Genomic DNA, 16,938 nt, shown 5'->3' on the forward strand with positions numbered 1-16,938 from the left:
TGTCGGCGCATCGTGCCGCGCCAAACCGGTGAAAATTTCGCCCGGCTGCCTGTAAAGGACTGCTCGGATATCGGGAATTCAGCTGCTGTCCACGCTTCCGGCCAGCCTGTTTCCGGCCAGCCCATCCCTGCCTTCCGAGAAATCCGGTAATGCCATGAGGTCATACCCATGAATACATCGCGGCCGGCCTGATTCGGGAAGATGAAGTGCCGCTGCGCACCGCAACGTTGAAACCCTGGTGCGCAGCCTCTGCCACGTGTCGAATGAGGAAAAGATGAGCAAGAACAACCCTGCCAAGCCTGAGGCGTCCGGCGACGCCGAGCCCGGCGACGTCGCTCGCGCCGAGACCGAGCCCGCAAAGGACACCGTCTCGAGCCCCGACACAGGTGCCGATACGGGCCAGGAGCTTGGCGGTGCCGCGCCCTCCGCCCCCGACGCCGCCGCAGAACAGGAACTGGACGGCACGAGCCCCGACGTCGACGAGCCCATCATCGGGGCGGGCGAGAACATGCCACCGATCCCCGACGAAATCCGCGAGGCCGGAAGGCTCGCTCCCGACCACTGGCTGGGCATGGTTGACCCGACCTGGAACGGCGAAGGCGCCCCTCCCGAGTGGGCCATGGTCGGCCGGTGGCGCTCCGGCCTCGACGGCGAGATCGAGGAGTGGCAGGACAACGAGGACTACCGGCCCTCCCCAAGGGCTCTCGGCTGGCCTGAGCCGGCCGACGACGTGGACGCCGCCGTTCAGCTCGCCGCGACTGGGTACGGGCCAGGCGAGGACGTCGTCAAGACCCTGGCGCACCACGAGGTCGCCGTGTTCGTCAAGCCGGGCGGCGGCCCGCTGCCCGCAACCACCCCTGACGGCACCTCGGTCGTCCCGGTGTTCACCTCACCCATCTATGTGCACACCGCGGGCCGCTTGGCATTCGAGTTGCTCAAGGTGCCCGATCTTCTCGACCTGGTGCCCGAGGGACACCTCATCTACCTGAACCCCTCCGGCCCAGTGAGCATGACGGTGGAACTCGACGTCCTCCGCGAAGAGATCGAGGGCCGCCATCAGACACGCGACGCCGGCGCGGACTCCGGCGACGACCAGGCCCCGGCCGAAGCCCTGCCCGAGCAGACCATCCCCGCTCTGCCCCGGTCCCGCCCGGTGACCACCGTCAGCCTCGACGGTCCGGAGAGCGGCTCCTCCCCGGGAGCGGCCGACTCCGTGAGCGAGGTGTTGTCCGGCGCACAGGAAGCAGAGCAGAGCGATGGGAACAGCTCCGGCGAAGCACCGGGCGCCCAGGCCGGAGGGTGAGTGGGATGAGCCGTTGGACCGCTGTCTTCTCGCGGGAGGACGGCAGGTCCGGGGCATCGGGCGGCATACGGCGGTCAGCCAGGCGGTCTCGCCAGGAGAGCGGGGCAGGCCAGCAGGAATGGGCTGGTTTTCCCCTTGTCGAGGATGTCGGCGGCGTCCTGCTCCTGCGGTCGTCCGACGACGATGCCCCGGATCTGGCGACCCTGACCGAAGTAGCCCATGCGGTCATGGACGAAGAGGACGTCGTCACCCTGGTGATCGGCGCCCCTCCTGGGGCGGGAACGTACCCCTCAGCGTTCTGGACGCGACTTGGCGAGGTACTCGACTCGCTACGGCACAAGGGCACTTCCTGCGTCCGGCTGGTGATGGCGGGCGCCGGTGACGAACGGCGGGGCCGCCCTTGTGCGGCCCGCCGTATCGCCGATGCCTGGAAGATGGACGTGCTCGCTCCGGACGGTGCGGTGCTGATCGCACCAGGTGGAACACTCTTCGCCCAGCAGGACGGCACCGGTTCCGGAAGGGGCTGGTGGCGCTTTGCCCCTGGACGGGCGCCGAGCATGGCGGGGTGCCGGGCCCCTGCGCCGCTGTGGCAAGACGCCTTCGCCAGAATCCCCGCGAGCACCGACGGCGGCTGCGTGATCGAGCACATACCCGCCGGGGTACTCATGCGTCCGGCTGAATCCCCCGCACCCGTGACCGGCGACCTTTGCTTCGCCGTTCCCATGGACAGTGAACTCCCCACGGTGCTGGTCGGCGCGGCGGGGGCGGAGAATGTGGCGGTCGACGAGGTCGCCGCCCTGCTCGCGGCGCTGCCCGCCGCACAGCGAACCCGGACCCGGCTGGCTCCCGGAGGCAGCCGCGACCTACTGCCGCTCGGGAACTCCGTCGCCGACATGCTCGGCAGCGATGTGAAGGTGCTTACCGGCCTGCCCCTGTTGCCGGGCGACGCCCGGCCGGGAAGGGAAACGACCGAGGCCCGCCCGACACTGATGGGCTTCGACGGACGTCCCAGGTGGCGGCCGTTCGTCGCAGCCGTGGCCTGCCGACCCGCCGGGAGCGCGGCGACAGGCGAGGCAGGGGAGGCACGGAAGGGGACGACGGTGCTGGAGCGTCCCGCCCCTCGGCTGCTCCAGTGGTTCCCGCCCCTGCCCGGCGAAGGCATCGTCGACCAGGGCGTCGTATATCTCGATGAACGGTGGCAGGTCGCGGTCACCAGGGCTGGTCTCGCGATCGGGGAGCGGGGCACTCCACGTCCCCCGATCGCCGCGAGCCCCCCGGACCCGGACGCCTTTGCCATCGAACTGGGCAGCCACGGACAGGAACTCGACCCATCCGTATGGCCTGCGCTCTCCCGACTCCTGGAGGAGCTGGGCTCCGAGGTTAGTGCCAAGGCCTCATTCCTGGTAAGCGGCACACTCGCCCACGGAGAGCGGGAGCTACGAGAGGTCGCCGCGAAGCACCGGGTGGCGGGCATCCGATACGTGGCAACCGAGTCGGCCGATCACGGCAGGCCCCGTGCAGGTGAGCGGTCGGCCGAAGCCTCGGACGCGGTAACGGGCGGGCTGGGCAGCGCCGCTCTCACCAACCCCGGCCCGCATCCGGCGGCCGCCCGCGGCGAAGGCGATGCGCCGGAACCCGCTAAGTCGCCAGATCCGTCGCTGGCTTCTTCCTCGGCACCGGACACCGCGGCGGATACGACTGCCGGTATCCACTCGGTGCCGGCGCTCAAACCCGCGACCGAAACTGCGGCCACCACGAACCCGGCGGGGCCGTCTGCCGTGCCCACCGCGGCCGCGAGAGGTGAAACGGCTCGACCGGCAACCGGTACAAGTCTTAGCCCGGGAGCCGGGTTCCCGGAACCTGCTTCAGAGGGGGAGGCGGCAGGGCCCGACGGCGAGTCGGCGGCTGGTGTGGTGGCGACTGCGCTCGACGGACAGTTCGCCGGGAACGAGCTACCCCAGGGCAGAGGCGCAGAGGGTGTGGCTGTTGCCGACGCGGTCACGACCAGGGGGCAGCATGAAACCCCCCAGCCCCACGGCGGCCACGCCGCCGACGCCGACCCTCTGCGCCCTCGGGCGCCGCACGCGCCTGCCCCGTCTCCGAAGGCGGCAGCCGATGTATCCGTCTCGATCCGCCCAGGACATGTCAGCAGCCAGGCCGAGAGATCACAGTTCCGGGAACTCGCTGCGGGGGTTTGGGAACACCACAGCGCTGCCGTGTCCCGTGCGCTCACAAGGATGCCTGCCTTGCGGGGCGAGGAGCTGGAGGCGGCAAGGGCCGATCTGATTGCCGTTCAGGCCTACCTGACGAGCTACGAGGAGTTCGTCAGCGGACAAGCGCTGGCTGAGGACCTGCTCGCGGGCGGTACCAGGCTGCTGCCCTACCTCGCCTGCTTGGCGTCTGGTCTGCGGCGGCTGTCCTCGTACCGGGGGATCAGCTTGCGTGGTCTTCGATCGGTTGGGGGTATTCCTGGGAATGCCGGCGAGGCGCTGGAACCCGGGTCCCTGCTCCAGGCGCCAGGACCGGTCAGCTCGCTGGCGCACGCTGCCGAGTGGCCAGGCGGAGCCCCCCTGGGCTATGCGATTTGGTCGGTGACGGGCCGCAGAGTCCGCCAGCTCCTCCCGGGAGGGTCCGGCTCCGGGGCCGGCGAGGTGGTCTTCGCCCCCGGCACCGCGTTCCGGGTGCTCGGGACTCAGGAGGTGGCGGGATTGGCCGTTGTCCTGCTGCGTGAGCTGCCCGCAACGGAGTCCGCCATCGCGACCAACTCGCCTGCGGGACAGCAGCTGGACCGAACGGCGCTCACCCGTCTCGAGGAGGCTCTGACCGGAGGTCTCCCGATGAGAGGCAGCTGGCCGGAGCGCTGTGTCGGCCGTGTGACGTCTGGCGGGTAGCCGGTGCCGGATTCCCCTTCCGTCCTCTTTCAACCGGGGGCAGCCGGCTGTGCCACAGCCGGCTTAACTGATGTGCATGACCTGGAGGAACAGCTGATGAAAATTCGTGGTGAGAGCGTCGAAGACGCCGACGCGCAGGCGCATCCGGCGTCAGGCGAGCCGGCCTCACCCACCGGAGAGGTCCGGCGTGCGGTGGCACTGCCAGCCATGTCCGCAAACCCTGGACAGGCGCTGGCTCCGGCCGTCTTACCCTCGGCTGTCGCCGGCGCTTCCGGCAATGAAGGCGGCGGCGAGCGCCGGACCAGGCCGGACACTGGTACGGGGCGCTCCGCCTCAGGTGCGCTGACCGCGGGCGCTACCGGAGCCGACGCAGCGCTCGGCTCCGGTAGCGCCAGGGAAGTGACGGAAACCGGTGCGGTGGCCCGGAAGGAAGCCAAGCCGGAGAGGGCTTCGTCCGCGAGCGGCCAGGCGGCTCCTACCACCACCACCGCCGGTGCCCGGCTGGCCTCCGATGCCGAAGATCAGGAGTCAGGCGTCGTCGCAGCGGTCGGCTCGATGCCTCCAGGCGGGGGCGACGAGGACGACGGCGAGAACTCGGAAAAGCCGAAGAAGCCGTTTCTGGCCGCCGCCGCCATCGCAGGCGTCGTGCTGGCAGCAATCCCGCTGCTGATCTTTGTCACAGGCAGGTCAGATGATTCGGCGAAGAAGAATACGGCGTCGTCGGCCGCTGAGGTGAAAATGCCGTTCGAGGAGTCAGGCACCGATGCACCACTCGATGTGTATGTGGCCGCCAAGCCGGGCAACGAGAAAAGCACGCCGACGCCTACACCGAATAAGTCCGCTTCGAGCCAGCCGCGCAAGTCTCCTGACGCTGGGGCCGAGACAATGCCGACAGCAACGGCCACATCCCGCCCCACGAAGGCCAAGCCTCGTAGCGGCGTCCAGAAAATCGCCCAGGCACCGGTGGGAAGCTCTGGCAGCGTCGTGACCTACCACCTCGTCAGCGCCCAAACCGGAAAGTGCCTGAGCGCCGATCACGCCTCGGACGGCGCATGGCTGTTCATCTGGGACTGCGACGGCTCCCGTGAGCAGAACTGGACGTTCAAGAATGACGGAACGATCCAGCTGAAGGGCCTCTGCATGGAAGTCTCCCACGCTTCCCGGGATGAAGGCGCGGTCGTGCAGCTCTCGAGGTGCAGCGGCAATGCGGCCCAGCAGTTCCGGCTCAACTCCAACCACGAACTGTTTGCCGTGAACTCGGGCAACTGCGTCGATGTCCGGAAGTTTGGAGAGGACAACGGCACCCCGGTGCAGACCTGGGGGTGCAGCCGTCGGGCGAACCAGTCCTGGTCGCGTAGGTAGGACCGCACCTGGCACAAACCCCGCAGCTGCGCCCGGCAGCCGGCGCCACAGATCGCAGGTCAATCAGGTCGGATTTCCACGGATCATTGATCACCGGTCAGGTGGCGTTAGCCGGGGCGCACGCCGTCGCGCTGCCCGTGCATTACACCTGCCTCCGGGGCCGGCGAGGTGGTCTTCGCCCCCGGCACCGCGTTCCGGGTGCTCGGGACTCAGGAGGTGGCGGGATTGGCCGTTGTCCTGCTGCGTGAGCTGCCCGCAACGGAGTCCGCCATCGCGACCAACTCGCCTGGGGGGCAGCAGCTGGACCGAACGGCGCTCACCCGTCTTGAAGAGGCTCTGACTGGAGGTCTCCCGATGAGAGGCAGCTGGCCGGAGCGTTGTGTCGGCCGTGTGACGTCTGGCGGGTAGCCGGTGCCGGATTCCCCTTCCGTCCTCTTTCAACGTCCGGCGTGCGGCCCTGGACAGGCGCTGGCTCCGGCCGTCTTACCCTCGGCTGTCGCCGGCGCTTCCGGCAATGAATGTCAACGGCCTCGTAGTGCTCCCCGCGGGCGGCCAGTGATCTGCCCCGCTGATGGCCAGGTGGGTGCCCCCGGTGACGGCCAGTTATCTCCCCGCCATCGGTTGGTGGTGGATCAGCTGAAGGGCTTCACTCCCTTTCCGGTGGTGGCTTCGGTGAACCTGAACGAATCACCCTGAGTGACGGTGACGTGGGCATGGTGGAGGAGGCGGTCGACGGTCGCGGTGGCCAGGGTCTTGGGCATGATCTCGTCGAAGCCATCTGGGGCTGGCACTTGTTCCCTCACAAGAGTTGCCGCTGCCACCTGGCCGTATCCCCCTCCTGCGGTCCTCGTTGGTTCTCGCGGTAGCAATCTGGATTTCCAGGTGCTGCCTTGACCGTTCAGGTGCGAGGAAGGTGTGCCGATGACCGCGTCGAGACTCCAGGTCATCGCGGGTGGGGCTGTCCCGCAGGAACCGCTGGTCACTGACCCGTGGCAGTTCCAGACCGCATGCGTTGATGCGTTCGTCGCCTCGTGGCGGGCCCGCGGCTTCAGCCCGGTGACCATCGACAACGACGTCGGGCAACTGGAACGGACACTCACGGCGCTCGGCCGACCGGCCTGGGAGGTGACGCCCGAGGACATCGACCGCGTGGTCGGTGACCTCGCGGTGAAGGGCCGCAAGACCTCGACCCGCCGCGAGTACGTGCAGATCTTCAAAGGCTTCCACCGGTTCCTGCAGGCCCGCAAGGCGGCCGAGATCGAGGCCGCCTTCGGCGTCCGACTGGTCTGCCCGGTCGACGAGTTCAACGCCTCCCGGCATGTCGGCGACGACTCCCCTGCCCTCATGCCGCCCCCGACGCCGGACCGGGTGAGCGAGTTCTTCGACTTCATGAAACAGAGGATCGCGACCGCCCGGAAGTACGGGCCCGCCGCCCGGGACTATGCGATGTTCCGGACGCTGTATCACGCCGGGCTCCGCTCCGATGAAGCATCGCAGCTGGACAAGCCGGACCTGCACTTCACCCGCGGCCCGTTCGGAAAGCTCCACGTCCGCTTCGGCAAGGGAGCTCACACCTCCGGTCCGCGGCCACGGTGGGTGCCCATGCTTGATGGCCTCGACCTGGTGCTGCGGTGGTTCCTGGAGGACGTGCGGCCCAAGTTCCCTGATTCGCCAGTGCTGTTCGCCGATGAGTCCGGCGGCAGCCTGCATCGCGGGACGATCCGCAACCGGCTGCGGTATCTCATGGAACTCGAAGGCCGGCCTGCGGCCGAGCGGTTCAGCCCGCATGCTCTCAGGCGAGCGTGCGCGACCCACAATTACGAACGCGGCGTCGATCTCGTGGCCATCCAGCAGATGCTCGGTCACTGGACCGTCAGTTCCACCATGCGGTATGTCCGGCCCTCCGCGACGTTCATCGAGGACGCCTATCAGCGGGCGGTGGCCAGCACTCTGGCGGAGCTGACCGGGAAGGACTCCACGGCATGAAGATCCAATGGCGGCTGCGGATGGCGGCCGCCCAGCGTGAGGTATGGACCGGTACCGAGCTGCGGCGGCTGCTGGCCGAGAAAGCAGGTCTGGAGCTGTCCTCGGCATCGGTGTCCGCGCTGTTCACCAAGGAGCCTTCCCAGGTGAAGATGACCACCCTGGCCGCGTTGTGCACCGCGCTGGAGTGCACCCCGAACGATCTCATCGAGGTCGACACCACCCCCGTCGAGCGCCCAATCGTCCCGCCCCGGCCCGTTGCCGACCTCCCCAAGGCCGCGTCGGGCCGGGGCCGGTCGATGCCGCCCCTGTGACAGGCTGACCGCGATGGGCAAGAAGCAACGGGACTGCGTCATCTGCGGTGCCCCGGTCGGCTATCTCGACCGACAGCACTGCTGCCGGTGCTGGCGCCGGATCAAGGAACAGTCCGAGAAGGCGAGTTGTCCTTCGTGCGGCCGTGACCGCGTACTCCAGGAGGACACCGGCCGGTGCGTGCTCTGCTCGCGGGCCTGCGAACAGTGCGGCCACCCGGTCCGGTCCGCGCGCAGTCGTCTGTGCCGCGACTGCCGGAACAAGGCCCGCCGCCTGGCGGCCCAACAGCAGTGTCCCCGCTGCGGCAAGCCGGGCTATCTGCGCGAGCAGACCGGCTGTTGCGGTCCCTGCTCTCATCCAGGATCACCAAAGCAGCCCCCGCGGACCTGCCGCGGGTGCGGGCATCTGCGGCGCCATGAAGGACTGGGACTGTGCTCGGCCTGCTGGCAAAAGCACCCCGGGCGTCCCTTCCTGAGAGGCGAACACCTCCAGGACCGGCTGACCGATCCGCCCGGATGGCTGGCCGACTTCGTCGCTCACGTCGCGGCCCGCCACTGCGTCTCCCGAGCTTGTGGCTTCATTACTGACTTGGGCCGCCTCCTGAAGGACGAACACTCTAAATCGCCCCAGGCTCTGCTCGAACGGTCCCGCCGACCCGGACGGTCGATGGGCTCCTTCGCCCGCGCACTCGAAGACTTCTTCACCCTGCGTGGCCTGGCCCTGCCCACCGACCAGGCCGAACGGCTCGCCGCCGGACGGCGAAAGCGCCGACTTGACGCGGTCCCCGATCCGCTGCGGCAAGCCGTCACCGCCTTCGACGCCTCCCGGATGCGGAACCAGGACCGAGCCCGCAGGGCCGGCACCCGTCCCCGCAGCGATCACACCCTGGAAACGGCTCTGTCCACCATGCGTGACCTGGCCGTCTTCCTCGTGTCCCACCGCGGCAAGGACGACTGGGCCCTGGCGGACGTGCACGACATCGAAGCATTTCTGGCCACCTTGCCCAAGGCCCGCAAGCGTCGCCTGATCGTGCTGCGGCAGTTCTTCCGCTTCGCTCGCTCCCAGCACATCGTGCTGGTCGATCCGACCGTGACCCTGACCGCGAAGGAGTCGAACAACTTCCGCGGCAGAACCCTCACTCTCGACCAGCAGCGCGAGCTCTTCCGCCGCTGGACCACCGGCGAGCACGTGCACCCGCACGAAGCCCTGGTGGGCATGCTCGCCCCGCTGCACGGCGCCTCCAGCGGGGAAGCCCGGATGCTGCAGATCACCGCCGTGGACCAAATCACGCGAGCAGTCTGTCTTGGCAAGCGGCCCCGTCCCACCCCGCTGGACCCTGCCTCCTGGGCGGTGCTGGAACGGTGTCTGGCCCATCGTGAGGAATGGCGGACCGACAACCCGCACGTCGTGGTCACAAAAGGAACAAAGGCCGGGCGAAGCCCGGCCTCAACTGCCTATCTCTCCCACGTACTTGACGACTGCGGATACCCGCCCCGGATGATCCGCAGCACCCGCCTCCTCGACCTGGTGAACACCATGGAACCCAAGCTCGTCGCCGCCGCCTTCGGCATGGACCCGCAGGCCACGATGATCTATCTCGCCGACCGCGTCGACCCCGGACGACTGCCAGCCCTGCCGAAAACCGCTGGCGCAACACCACACAGAACATGAGGATAAACAACCGGTGTCCAGCACTCAGCAGAGGGGAACCGGAATGGTCGGTTGGGTGGAAGTGCAGCAAGTGGACGAGGAAAGCCTCGAAGAACTTCTCGCGGTGGCCGTCGAGGATGCAGCACCCGGAGAGGTCATGCCTCCCGTGGCCGGTCCACCAGGATGGACGACCGAACGACAGGAAGCCTTCCGGAACTGGCACCGGTCTCGACGCCCCGGACTTGCCGGCCCGCTCCGCGAGTCCACATTCGCGGTCATCCACAACGGGAGAATCGTGGGGTCAGCCCGTTTGGCTCTCCGTGACAGCCATGACGTCCTCGAAACCGGCATGTGGCTCGGCCGTTCGCATCGCGGACGCGGAATCGGTACCGCCACTCTCCGCATCCTCCTCGACGAAGCCGCGAGAGCCGGTGCACGTGCCGTAGTGGCGGACACCAAGACTCACAACACGGCGGCACTTGCCGCCTTGCGCCGCAATGGTGCAACGCTCATCGCAAGCCAGGACACCGTCGAGATCCACGCCGAGCTGATGCCGAAGGAGATGCTGCCGCCTTCACCCTTCACCGCGAACCCGTGAAGCTTCGGCAGCACCTGGCACGGGTTCGCCGGAACATATGCGCTTTGGAGGGGTGGAGGTTGCTGGTGAAGTTCCACCCTGGAGCTGGACAGCCTGATACTGGGACGACAGGTTCCGGAGGAAGCAGATCCAGGTAGTGAGCAAGAAGAGCAATACGAGCAAGCGGTACACGGCCGAGTTCAAGCGGGACGCGGTCGGGCTGGTCCGCTCCTCCGGGCGGACGGTGACGGAGGTGGCCCGTGAGCTCGGGGTGAGCTCCGAAGGGCTGCGGGGCTGGGTGAAGCAGGCCGCGATCGACCGGGGCGAGGGGCCGGCCGGGGTGTTGACCACCGCGGAGCGTGAGGAACTGGTCCGGCTGCGACGCAAGGTCCGCGAGCAGGAACAGACGATCGAGGTGCTGGGAAAAGCGACCGCCTTCGTGCGTCCTGAACGGAAAGGGGCTGCCGGTGTAGGTCGGTAGCAACTGGATGATGCTGCACAGATGATGAGGGTTTTGGCCCCTCGGAGTCGCCCCCGCGGAGGGAGGCTCCAAATCGCCTCCTGCCGCGTTGGCTGAAGACCGTCGTGGTGAGCGTCGGAGGAAAAGGCGTCCTTGAAAGGGCGTCAGGTGGGGATCGGGAAGGCGAGCGAGAGCGAACCACTGCTGATGCGTCGAAATGCTTGGACGACATCGAAACCGGGGCTTGAAGGCTCCCCGGGATGAGTCTGGCGGGTGTCCGCTTCCTGGCCAGGTGGTGTCCGGCGTGAAGGTGGCGCGAGCCCGATCTGCGGGGTCTGTGCGGAACAGGAGAAGGCGTACGTCCATGCCGGGCGTGCGCCGGCGGACCGGCTCGTAGTAGTGGTGAAGTCCCTGTAATGGGGGCGGAGCGAAGGGGCCGGGTCGTTCGTGACTTGTTCATTCGATCAACCGGAAGTGCTCCGGGAGGAATTGGCGTGGATGAGTTGAAAGCACCGGTCAAGCCGTTCGGTATACCGAAGCTGCTGGTGATGGAGGCTTGGGAGAAGGTCAGGGCGAACAAGGGCGCGCCGGGCGTGGACGCGGTGGCTATCGAGGAGTTCGAGGAGGATCTGCGGGGAAACCTGTACAAGATCTGGAACCGGATGTCCTCGGGCTGCTACTTCCCGCCGCCGGTGCGCATGGTGGAGATCCCGAAGCCGCAGGGCGGCATCAGGGTCCTCGGAGTGCCGACCGTGGGCGACCGTGTCGCGCAGACGGTGGTGGCGATGGTGCTGGAGAAGAGGGTCGAGCCGATCTTCCATCCGGACTCCTACGGCTACCGCCCGGGGCGCGGAGCGATCGACGCGGTGGGCACGTGCCGGGAGCGGTGCTGGAAGTACGACTGGGTGGTCGATCTCGACATCAAGGCGTTCTTCGACTCGGTGCCGTGGGACTTGATGCTCAAGGCGGTGGGCTCGGTCTGTGAGCTCCCCTGGGTCCTGCTTTATGTCAAGCGGTGGCTTGCTGCCCCGCTGCAACATGCGGACGGTGTGCTGATCGAGCGCGCCAAGGGCACCCCGCAGGGATCAGCGGTATCTCCCGTCCTGGCGAACCTGTTCATGCATTACGCGTTCGACATGTGGTTGCACTGGGCCTTCCCGGACGTCCGCTTCGAACGGTATGCCGACGACGCGGTCATCCACTGCCGCAGTCTCGCCGAGGCGAGAGCGGTGCTGGCCGCGCTGGATGCGCGCATGGACTCGGTCGGCCTTCAACTACACCCCGACAAGACGCAGATCGTCTACTGCCGGGACGCGAACCGCAAGAGTTCTTTCGAGCACACGAGGTTCACGTTCCTGGGCTACGACTTCCGCGAGCGCACCGTGGACGGGCGGAAAGGACTGTTCCGGAGTTTCTCTCCGGCGGTCTCGGACAAGGCCCTGAAGCGGATGGGCGAGGTGGTGCGTTCCTGGCGCCTGCACCGGTGGGTGCAGGGCGAGGCCCGAGACCTCGCGGACTGGATCAATCCGGTCGTGCGGGGATGGATGCAGTACTACGGGGCCTACAACAGGTCGGCCCTATATCCCCTCCTGAAACGGATCAACGCCTACGTGGTCCGGTGGCTGCGCGGGAAGTACCGGAGGCTGCGGCGAAGCTGGTCGGCGACCTTCCGTGCGTGGTGGTCCGGGGTTGATCGACATCCCCGGCTTCTCGCGCACTGGGTTTGGGTGACCGAGCCCGCCCGGGTCTGGTGACCAGGACGACAAGAGCCGTATGACCGGAGACGGTCACGTACGGATCTGTGGGAGCCCGGGGGCGAAATCCCCCCGGGCCACCCGACTTCGCGCGGCAGAAGACGAAGTAGCCGCGCGCTACCGGTTCATCGACGCGGAGAAGGCATCCGAGGACAATCCCGGCGGCTACGGCGTGAGTCTGCTGTGCCGGGCGTTGAAGGTGGCGCGATCGGCGTATTACGTCTGGCTTGCCGCGCGGCCCGCCGCCGAGGTGCGCCAGGCGGCCGAGGACGAGCTCGCCGGGGAGATCCGGCAGATCCACGCCGATTCCCGTGGGGCTTACGGGGCCCCGCGGGTGACCGCGAAACTGCGACGCGGGGGCAGGCGGATCAATCGGAAGAAGGTCGAGCGGATCATGCGCGAGCGCGACATCCGCGGGATCACCTGTCGGCGTACGGGCTCTGGTGCAGAGGTGCGTACGGGTTGATCTGCAGAGGTAAACCGGCGTGTCGGGGTGGGGTCTGGCGTGCTGAGAGGAGTCTGGCGCTGACCGTATGAAGCGTCGAGGAGGGCCTGCCGGATGTTGCTGGAACCGGAGCGGTGGCTGGAACTGCGGCGTTTCCGGGCTCTGCATGAGGCGGGTGCGAGCATCTCGGAGATTGCCCGGGAGACTGGCCTGAACTGGCGGACGGTCAAGAAGTACCTGGAGAGCGACGGGCCTCCTGAGCCTCCGGCTCCGGCGCCGCGGTCGGATCTGGGCAACCAGGTGATCAAGCCGTGGGCGCATGTGATCGATGCCTGGCTGCGGGCCGAGGTGCTGCTGAAGGCCGCGGTGATCCATGAGCGTCTCGTCGAGCAGTATGACTTCCCGCACCACTACCAGCGCGTCAAGATGTATGTGCAGCAGGCCCGCCCCAGGATTGCGGAGGAGCTCGGATACACCCCGCGCGAGCTGGCCCGGCTGCACCGCCGCTTCGAAGTGGTGCCCGGCGCCCAGGCCCAGGTCGACTGGGGCGATGAGGGCGGCATCCTGGCCCATGTCGGGATCCCGAAGGTCTACTCCTTCCACATGGTCCTGTCTTATTCTCGGGATCCGTTCTGCTGCTTCACCACCAGCCAGAACCTGGCGGCGTTCTGGGAGTGCCACCGCCGGGCGTTCGCGCACTACGGCGGGGTGCCCGGGGTGATCGTCTACGACCGGACCAAGACCGTGGTCCGCCGTCATGTCGCACCCGGCGAGGCGGTCCCCTTGCATCCGGAGGCCGTCGCGTTCGCCGGGCACTACGACTTCGACATCGACGTACTGGCCGCCTACCGGCCCACCGGCAAGGGCCGGGTCGAGCGTCAGGTGACCATCGTCCGTGATCATGTGCTGGCCGGCCGGGCCTTCTCGGGCCTGGACGATCTGGACGGGGCGTTCATGGCCTGGGTCCCCCAGCGCCGGGCCCGCACCCACCGCACCCACGGCGAAGTGATCGGCGTGCGGGCCGGGCGGGATCATGCCGCGCTGCGGCCGGTGCCCGCTCGCCCCTACGTTGTCGCCGACCGGTTTCTGCGGCACGTGGCCAAGGACTGCCTGGTCGCTTTCGACGCCAACTTGTACTCGGTGCCCGCCGTCAAGGTCCGCCACCGGCAGTTGGTCGAGGTCAGGGCGTCGGCGGCCACGGTCGCACTGCATTCCACGGTGCCCGACGCGCAGGGCATCACGCTGCTGGCTGTCCACCCACGCGCGGTCGGCCGCGGCGCCCGCATCGTGGACGAGGCCCACTGGCAGTGCCTGCCCGACGGACATACCCGCGCCACCACCACCGATCCCGGCACCCCCGCAGCCAGGCCGGCCCGCACGGACACCGAGCCCGGCGGGCTTGTCTCCCTGCTGACCCGGGCCCGGGCCGCACAAGTCCACGTCGGCACCCGGCCGCTGGCGCTCTACGACCAGATCACCGGCACTCGCCCCTTCACCCCCGCCCCCATCGACCCCAAGGACATGCGTTGAGCGAGCTGGTCACCGCCCGGATCCGCACCACCGCCACCAAGCTCGGCCTGCCTCACCTGACCCAGTCGCTGGCCGAGTACGTCGGCCGGGCCGATGCCGGTCAGATGGCCTACCTCGACTTCCTCGACCTCGTCCTGGAAGAAGAACTCGCCGTCCGTGAAGAGCGCCGCTTCCGTCATGCCCTGCGGCTTTCCCGGCTGCCGCACTACAAGACGATCGAGGAGTACGACTTCTCCTACCAGCCCGAACTCGACCCCAGGAAGGTCAAGGACCTGGCCACCCTCGCGTTCGTCGAGGCCAAGGCCAACGTTGCTCTGCTGGGCCCGCCGGGAGTAGGGAAAACACACCTCGCGGTCGCCCTGGCGGTCGCCGCCTGCCGGGCCGGCTACACGATCTACTTCACCACCCTCGACGACATGGTCCGCGACTCTGGTGCGCAATTCTCGGCGGCTGCTTGACCGGTAGGTGATGATCGTTCCTGCGGTCGTTACGTGTCGTCCGGCCGTGGAGGGTGGGTTGTGATGTCGTTGCGGCCGATGGGGCTGCCGCCGGTCCCGGAGCAGACGGTTCGGGTCGCGCGGGCGGCGTTCCCGCAGGAGAGTTTGGCGATCCGGGTGCGGGACCGGCTCGGGGAGGTCTTCACCGATGAGCCGTTCGCTGAGGCGTTCGGGGTGCGTGGGGCGCCGGGCCTGTCGCCGGGGATGCTGTCGCTGGTCACGGTGTTGCAGTTCGCGGAGAATTTGACCGATCGGCAGGCCGCGGCGATGGCGATACGGGCCATCGACTGGAAGTACGCCCTCGGCCTGGAGCTGACGGACACCGGCTTCGACCACAGTGTGCTGCCCCGGTTCCGGGCCCGCCTGGTCGGCAACGGCATGGAACGTGTCGTCTTCGACCGGCTCCTTGAGCACTGCGTTGATGCCGGGCTGGTGGCCGCGGGAGGAAAGCAGCGCACCGATTCCACCCATGTGGTCAGCGCGGTACGGGACTTGAACCGGTTGGAACTGGCCGGGGAGAGCGTGCGGGCTGCGCTGGAGGCGCTGTCGGCCGCGGCACCGGACTGGCTGGCCCGGGCCGTGGACGTGCCGGAGTTCGCCCACCGCTACGGACCTCGGGTCGACAGCTGGAAACTGCCCGGCTCCAAGGTCAAGCGCGACCAGCTGTCCCAGGTCTACGGCCAGGACGCGTTGCGGCTGTGCCGGGCCGTCTGGTCGCCCGACGCGCCGGCCTGGCTGCGGGAGATCGGGGCCGTGGACATCATGCGCCAAGTCCTCGTGCAGACCTACACCGTCCGCACCAGCAGCCGGGGCAAGGAGGTGGTCAGCAAGCGGGAAGCCGACGAGGACGGTGTCCCGCCCGGCCATCTCCGCCTCGCCTCGCCCTACGACCCCGACGCCCGCTGGTCCGCCAAGGGCGACGACCTGTTCTGGCTCGGCTACAAGGTCCACCTCACCGAGAGCTGCGACAACACTCCCCCCGAAGCCGAAGCCGAAGCCGAAGCCGAAGCCGAAGCCGAAGCCGAAGCCGAAGCCCGGGGACTGCCGAAACTGATCACGGATGTGACCACCACCCTGTCGACGGTGCCGGACGTGAAGGCCACCGCGCCGATCCAGCAACAACTCGCCGACCGCGGCCTCCCGCCCGCCGAGCACTACCTGGACTCCGGCTACCCCTCCGCCGAACTGATCGAGGCCGCACGCAGCCGCGGAACCGTCATGGTCACTCCCGTCCTCCTCGACCGATCCGCCCAGGCCAAGAGCCACACCGGCTACGACAAGAGTGCCTTCCGGATCGACTGGAAAGCCCGCCAGGTCCGCTGCCCCCAGGGCAACACCAGCACCGGATGGCACCCGGTGCGACAACGCGAACGAGACGCCATCGTCGTCGAGTTCGCCAAGACGGACTGCCAGGCATGCCCCGTCCGACCCGAGTGCACCTCGGCCCGGCGCGGCAACCGCATGCTCACCCTCTACCCCGAGCACCTGCACACCGCCCTCGCCGCCGCCCGCACCGAACAGAAGACCAAGACCTGGAAGGACAAGTACGCCCTGCGGGCCGGAGTGGAAGGAACCATCAACCAGGCCCTCGACATCACCGGCATCCGCCGGGCCCGCTACCGCGGGCTGCCGAAAGTCCGCCTCCAGCACGCCTTCTCCGCCACCGCGATCAACGTCGTCCGCCTCGACGCCCACTGGACCGAGCATCCACTGGACCGCAGCCGCACCAGCAACCTCACCCGCCTCAGCTACCGACTCACAGCCTGACCACCCACCCGGAATTGCGCACCAGAGTCGTCCGCCAGCTCAAAGCCGCCGACTCCATCGGCCGCCTGGCCAGCAAACTCCGCACCTACCTGCGGCCAGGCGTCCTCGTGGTCGACGAGGTTGGATACCTCCCGCTGGAGCGTGACGAGGCGAACCTCGTCTTCCAGATGCTCTCCAAGCGCTACGAAAAGGGCTCCACCTTGCTGACATCGAACAAAAGTTTCAGCGAGTGGGGGCAGGTCTTCGGCGACGACGTCCTGGCCACCGCCATCATTGACCGCCTCCTCCACCACTGCGAGATCCTCGCGATCAACGGCGCCAGCTACCGGCTGAAGAACCGCCTCACCGCCATCGAAGGCGGCGTCACCGCCGTCAGCTGACACGGTCTCAAGCTCTGCGCATCAGCC

13 protein-coding genes and 3 pseudogenes are annotated in these 16,938 nt (G+C 68.1%); 14 read left to right on the forward strand and 2 right to left on the reverse strand.

The features are described 5' to 3' along the window. Nucleotides 1-274: 274 nt before the first annotated feature. The gene (locus tag OG395_RS56685) at nucleotides 275-1,303 is read left to right on the forward strand and encodes a type VII secretion system-associated protein (RefSeq protein ID WP_327249994.1); all 1,029 of its coding nucleotides are present in this window, start codon (nucleotides 275-277) and stop codon (nucleotides 1,301-1,303) included. A gap of 74 nt (nucleotides 1,304-1,377) precedes the next feature. Here the strand turns inward: OG395_RS56685 and OG395_RS56690 are convergent, their stop codons facing one another. Continuing rightward, nucleotides 1,378-1,524, reverse strand: coding sequence for a hypothetical protein (locus OG395_RS56690; protein ID WP_327249995.1), 147 nt, complete (start codon nucleotides 1,522-1,524; stop codon nucleotides 1,378-1,380). Nucleotides 1,525-1,530: 6 nt separating this feature from the next. Between OG395_RS56690 and OG395_RS56695 the strand changes: the two genes are divergently transcribed. Further along, the gene (locus OG395_RS56695) at nucleotides 1,531-4,194 is read left to right on the forward strand and encodes a hypothetical protein (protein ID WP_327249996.1); all 2,664 of its coding nucleotides are present in this window, start codon (nucleotides 1,531-1,533) and stop codon (nucleotides 4,192-4,194) included. Nucleotides 4,195-4,266: 72 nt separating this feature from the next. Beyond that, complete coding sequence (locus tag OG395_RS56700; RefSeq protein ID WP_327249997.1) at nucleotides 4,267-5,556, forward strand: ricin-type beta-trefoil lectin domain protein; 1,290 nt, start codon at nucleotides 4,267-4,269, stop codon at nucleotides 5,554-5,556. A gap of 632 nt (nucleotides 5,557-6,188) precedes the next feature. Here OG395_RS56700 and OG395_RS56705 read toward each other — a convergent pair. Beyond that, nucleotides 6,189-6,338 (reverse strand): annotated as a pseudogene (locus OG395_RS56705) (ATP-binding protein); the annotation flags it as partial. 139 nt (nucleotides 6,339-6,477) lie between these two features. On the opposite strand from OG395_RS56705, the gene OG395_RS56710 reads away from it, so the two are divergent. The 11 genes and pseudogenes from OG395_RS56710 to OG395_RS56760 form a co-directional block, all read left to right on the forward strand. Next, the gene (locus OG395_RS56710; protein WP_327249998.1) at nucleotides 6,478-7,542 is read left to right on the forward strand and encodes a tyrosine-type recombinase/integrase; all 1,065 of its coding nucleotides are present in this window, start codon (nucleotides 6,478-6,480) and stop codon (nucleotides 7,540-7,542) included. After that, nucleotides 7,539-7,853 carry a helix-turn-helix domain-containing protein gene (locus OG395_RS56715; RefSeq protein ID WP_327249999.1) on the forward strand — a complete coding sequence of 105 codons (315 nt, stop codon included), beginning with the start codon at nucleotides 7,539-7,541 and terminating at the stop codon, nucleotides 7,851-7,853. The genes OG395_RS56710 and OG395_RS56715 overlap by 4 nt, the downstream gene beginning before the upstream one ends. Nucleotides 7,854-8,517: 664 nt before the next feature. Next, nucleotides 8,518-9,522, forward strand: a complete 1,005-nt coding sequence (locus OG395_RS56720; protein WP_327250000.1) for a site-specific integrase — start codon at nucleotides 8,518-8,520, stop codon at nucleotides 9,520-9,522. 136 nt (nucleotides 9,523-9,658) lie between these two features. Next, nucleotides 9,659-10,099 (forward strand): GNAT family N-acetyltransferase, encoded by a 441-nt coding sequence (locus OG395_RS56725; RefSeq protein ID WP_327250160.1) that lies wholly within the window; start codon nucleotides 9,659-9,661, stop codon nucleotides 10,097-10,099. A gap of 136 nt (nucleotides 10,100-10,235) precedes the next feature. Next, complete coding sequence (locus OG395_RS56730; RefSeq protein ID WP_327250001.1) at nucleotides 10,236-10,559, forward strand: transposase; 324 nt, start codon at nucleotides 10,236-10,238, stop codon at nucleotides 10,557-10,559. Nucleotides 10,560-11,032: 473 nt separating this feature from the next. Beyond that, nucleotides 11,033-12,292 (forward strand): group II intron reverse transcriptase/maturase, encoded by a 1,260-nt coding sequence (gene ltrA / locus OG395_RS56735; protein ID WP_327249075.1) that lies wholly within the window; start codon nucleotides 11,033-11,035, stop codon nucleotides 12,290-12,292. A gap of 19 nt (nucleotides 12,293-12,311) precedes the next feature. Further along, nucleotides 12,312-12,758, forward strand: a complete 447-nt coding sequence (locus OG395_RS56740) for an IS3 family transposase (RefSeq protein WP_327250002.1) — start codon at nucleotides 12,312-12,314, stop codon at nucleotides 12,756-12,758. 93 nt (nucleotides 12,759-12,851) lie between these two features. Further along, nucleotides 12,852-14,267 carry an IS21 family transposase gene (gene istA, locus OG395_RS56745; RefSeq protein ID WP_327242964.1) on the forward strand — a complete coding sequence of 472 codons (1,416 nt, stop codon included), beginning with the start codon at nucleotides 12,852-12,854 and terminating at the stop codon, nucleotides 14,265-14,267. Next, a pseudogene (locus tag OG395_RS56750) lies at nucleotides 14,264-14,716 on the forward strand (ATP-binding protein); the annotation flags it as partial. The gene istA and the pseudogene OG395_RS56750, both read left to right, overlap by 4 nt. Before the next feature lie 72 nt (nucleotides 14,717-14,788). Then, nucleotides 14,789-16,531, forward strand: a complete 1,743-nt coding sequence (locus OG395_RS56755; RefSeq protein ID WP_327250003.1) for an IS1182 family transposase — start codon at nucleotides 14,789-14,791, stop codon at nucleotides 16,529-16,531. Between the two features lie 26 nt (nucleotides 16,532-16,557). After that, a pseudogene (locus OG395_RS56760) lies at nucleotides 16,558-16,911 on the forward strand (ATP-binding protein); the annotation flags it as partial. Nucleotides 16,912-16,938 lie beyond the last annotated feature (27 nt).

Source organism: Streptomyces sp. NBC_01320 (genome assembly GCF_035974375.1).
Lineage (GTDB): Bacteria > Actinomycetota > Actinomycetes > Streptomycetales > Streptomycetaceae > Streptomyces > Streptomyces yanii.

What these genes read in the sequence shown, in the direction of transcription:
- OG395_RS56690 (WP_327249995.1), bottom strand. Translation starts at nt 1,524, where the DNA reads ATGGGCTACTTCGGTCAGGGTCGCCAGATCCGGGGCATCGTCGTCGGA.
- OG395_RS56715 (WP_327249999.1), top strand. Translation starts at nt 7,539, where the DNA reads ATGAAGATCCAATGGCGGCTGCGGATGGCGGCCGCCCAGCGTGAGGTA.
- OG395_RS56685 (WP_327249994.1), top strand. Translation starts at nt 275, where the DNA reads ATGAGCAAGAACAACCCTGCCAAGCCTGAGGCGTCCGGCGACGCCGAG.
- OG395_RS56725 (WP_327250160.1), top strand. Translation starts at nt 9,659, where the DNA reads ATGCCTCCCGTGGCCGGTCCACCAGGATGGACGACCGAACGACAGGAA.
- istA (WP_327242964.1), top strand. Translation starts at nt 12,852, where the DNA reads ATGTTGCTGGAACCGGAGCGGTGGCTGGAACTGCGGCGTTTCCGGGCT.
- OG395_RS56720 (WP_327250000.1), top strand. Translation starts at nt 8,518, where the DNA reads ATGGGCTCCTTCGCCCGCGCACTCGAAGACTTCTTCACCCTGCGTGGC.
- OG395_RS56755 (WP_327250003.1), top strand. Translation starts at nt 14,789, where the DNA reads ATGTCGTTGCGGCCGATGGGGCTGCCGCCGGTCCCGGAGCAGACGGTT.
- OG395_RS56740 (WP_327250002.1), top strand. Translation starts at nt 12,312, where the DNA reads ATGACCGGAGACGGTCACGTACGGATCTGTGGGAGCCCGGGGGCGAAA.
- OG395_RS56710 (WP_327249998.1), top strand. Translation starts at nt 6,478, where the DNA reads ATGACCGCGTCGAGACTCCAGGTCATCGCGGGTGGGGCTGTCCCGCAG.
- OG395_RS56695 (WP_327249996.1), top strand. Translation starts at nt 1,531, where the DNA reads ATGGACGAAGAGGACGTCGTCACCCTGGTGATCGGCGCCCCTCCTGGG.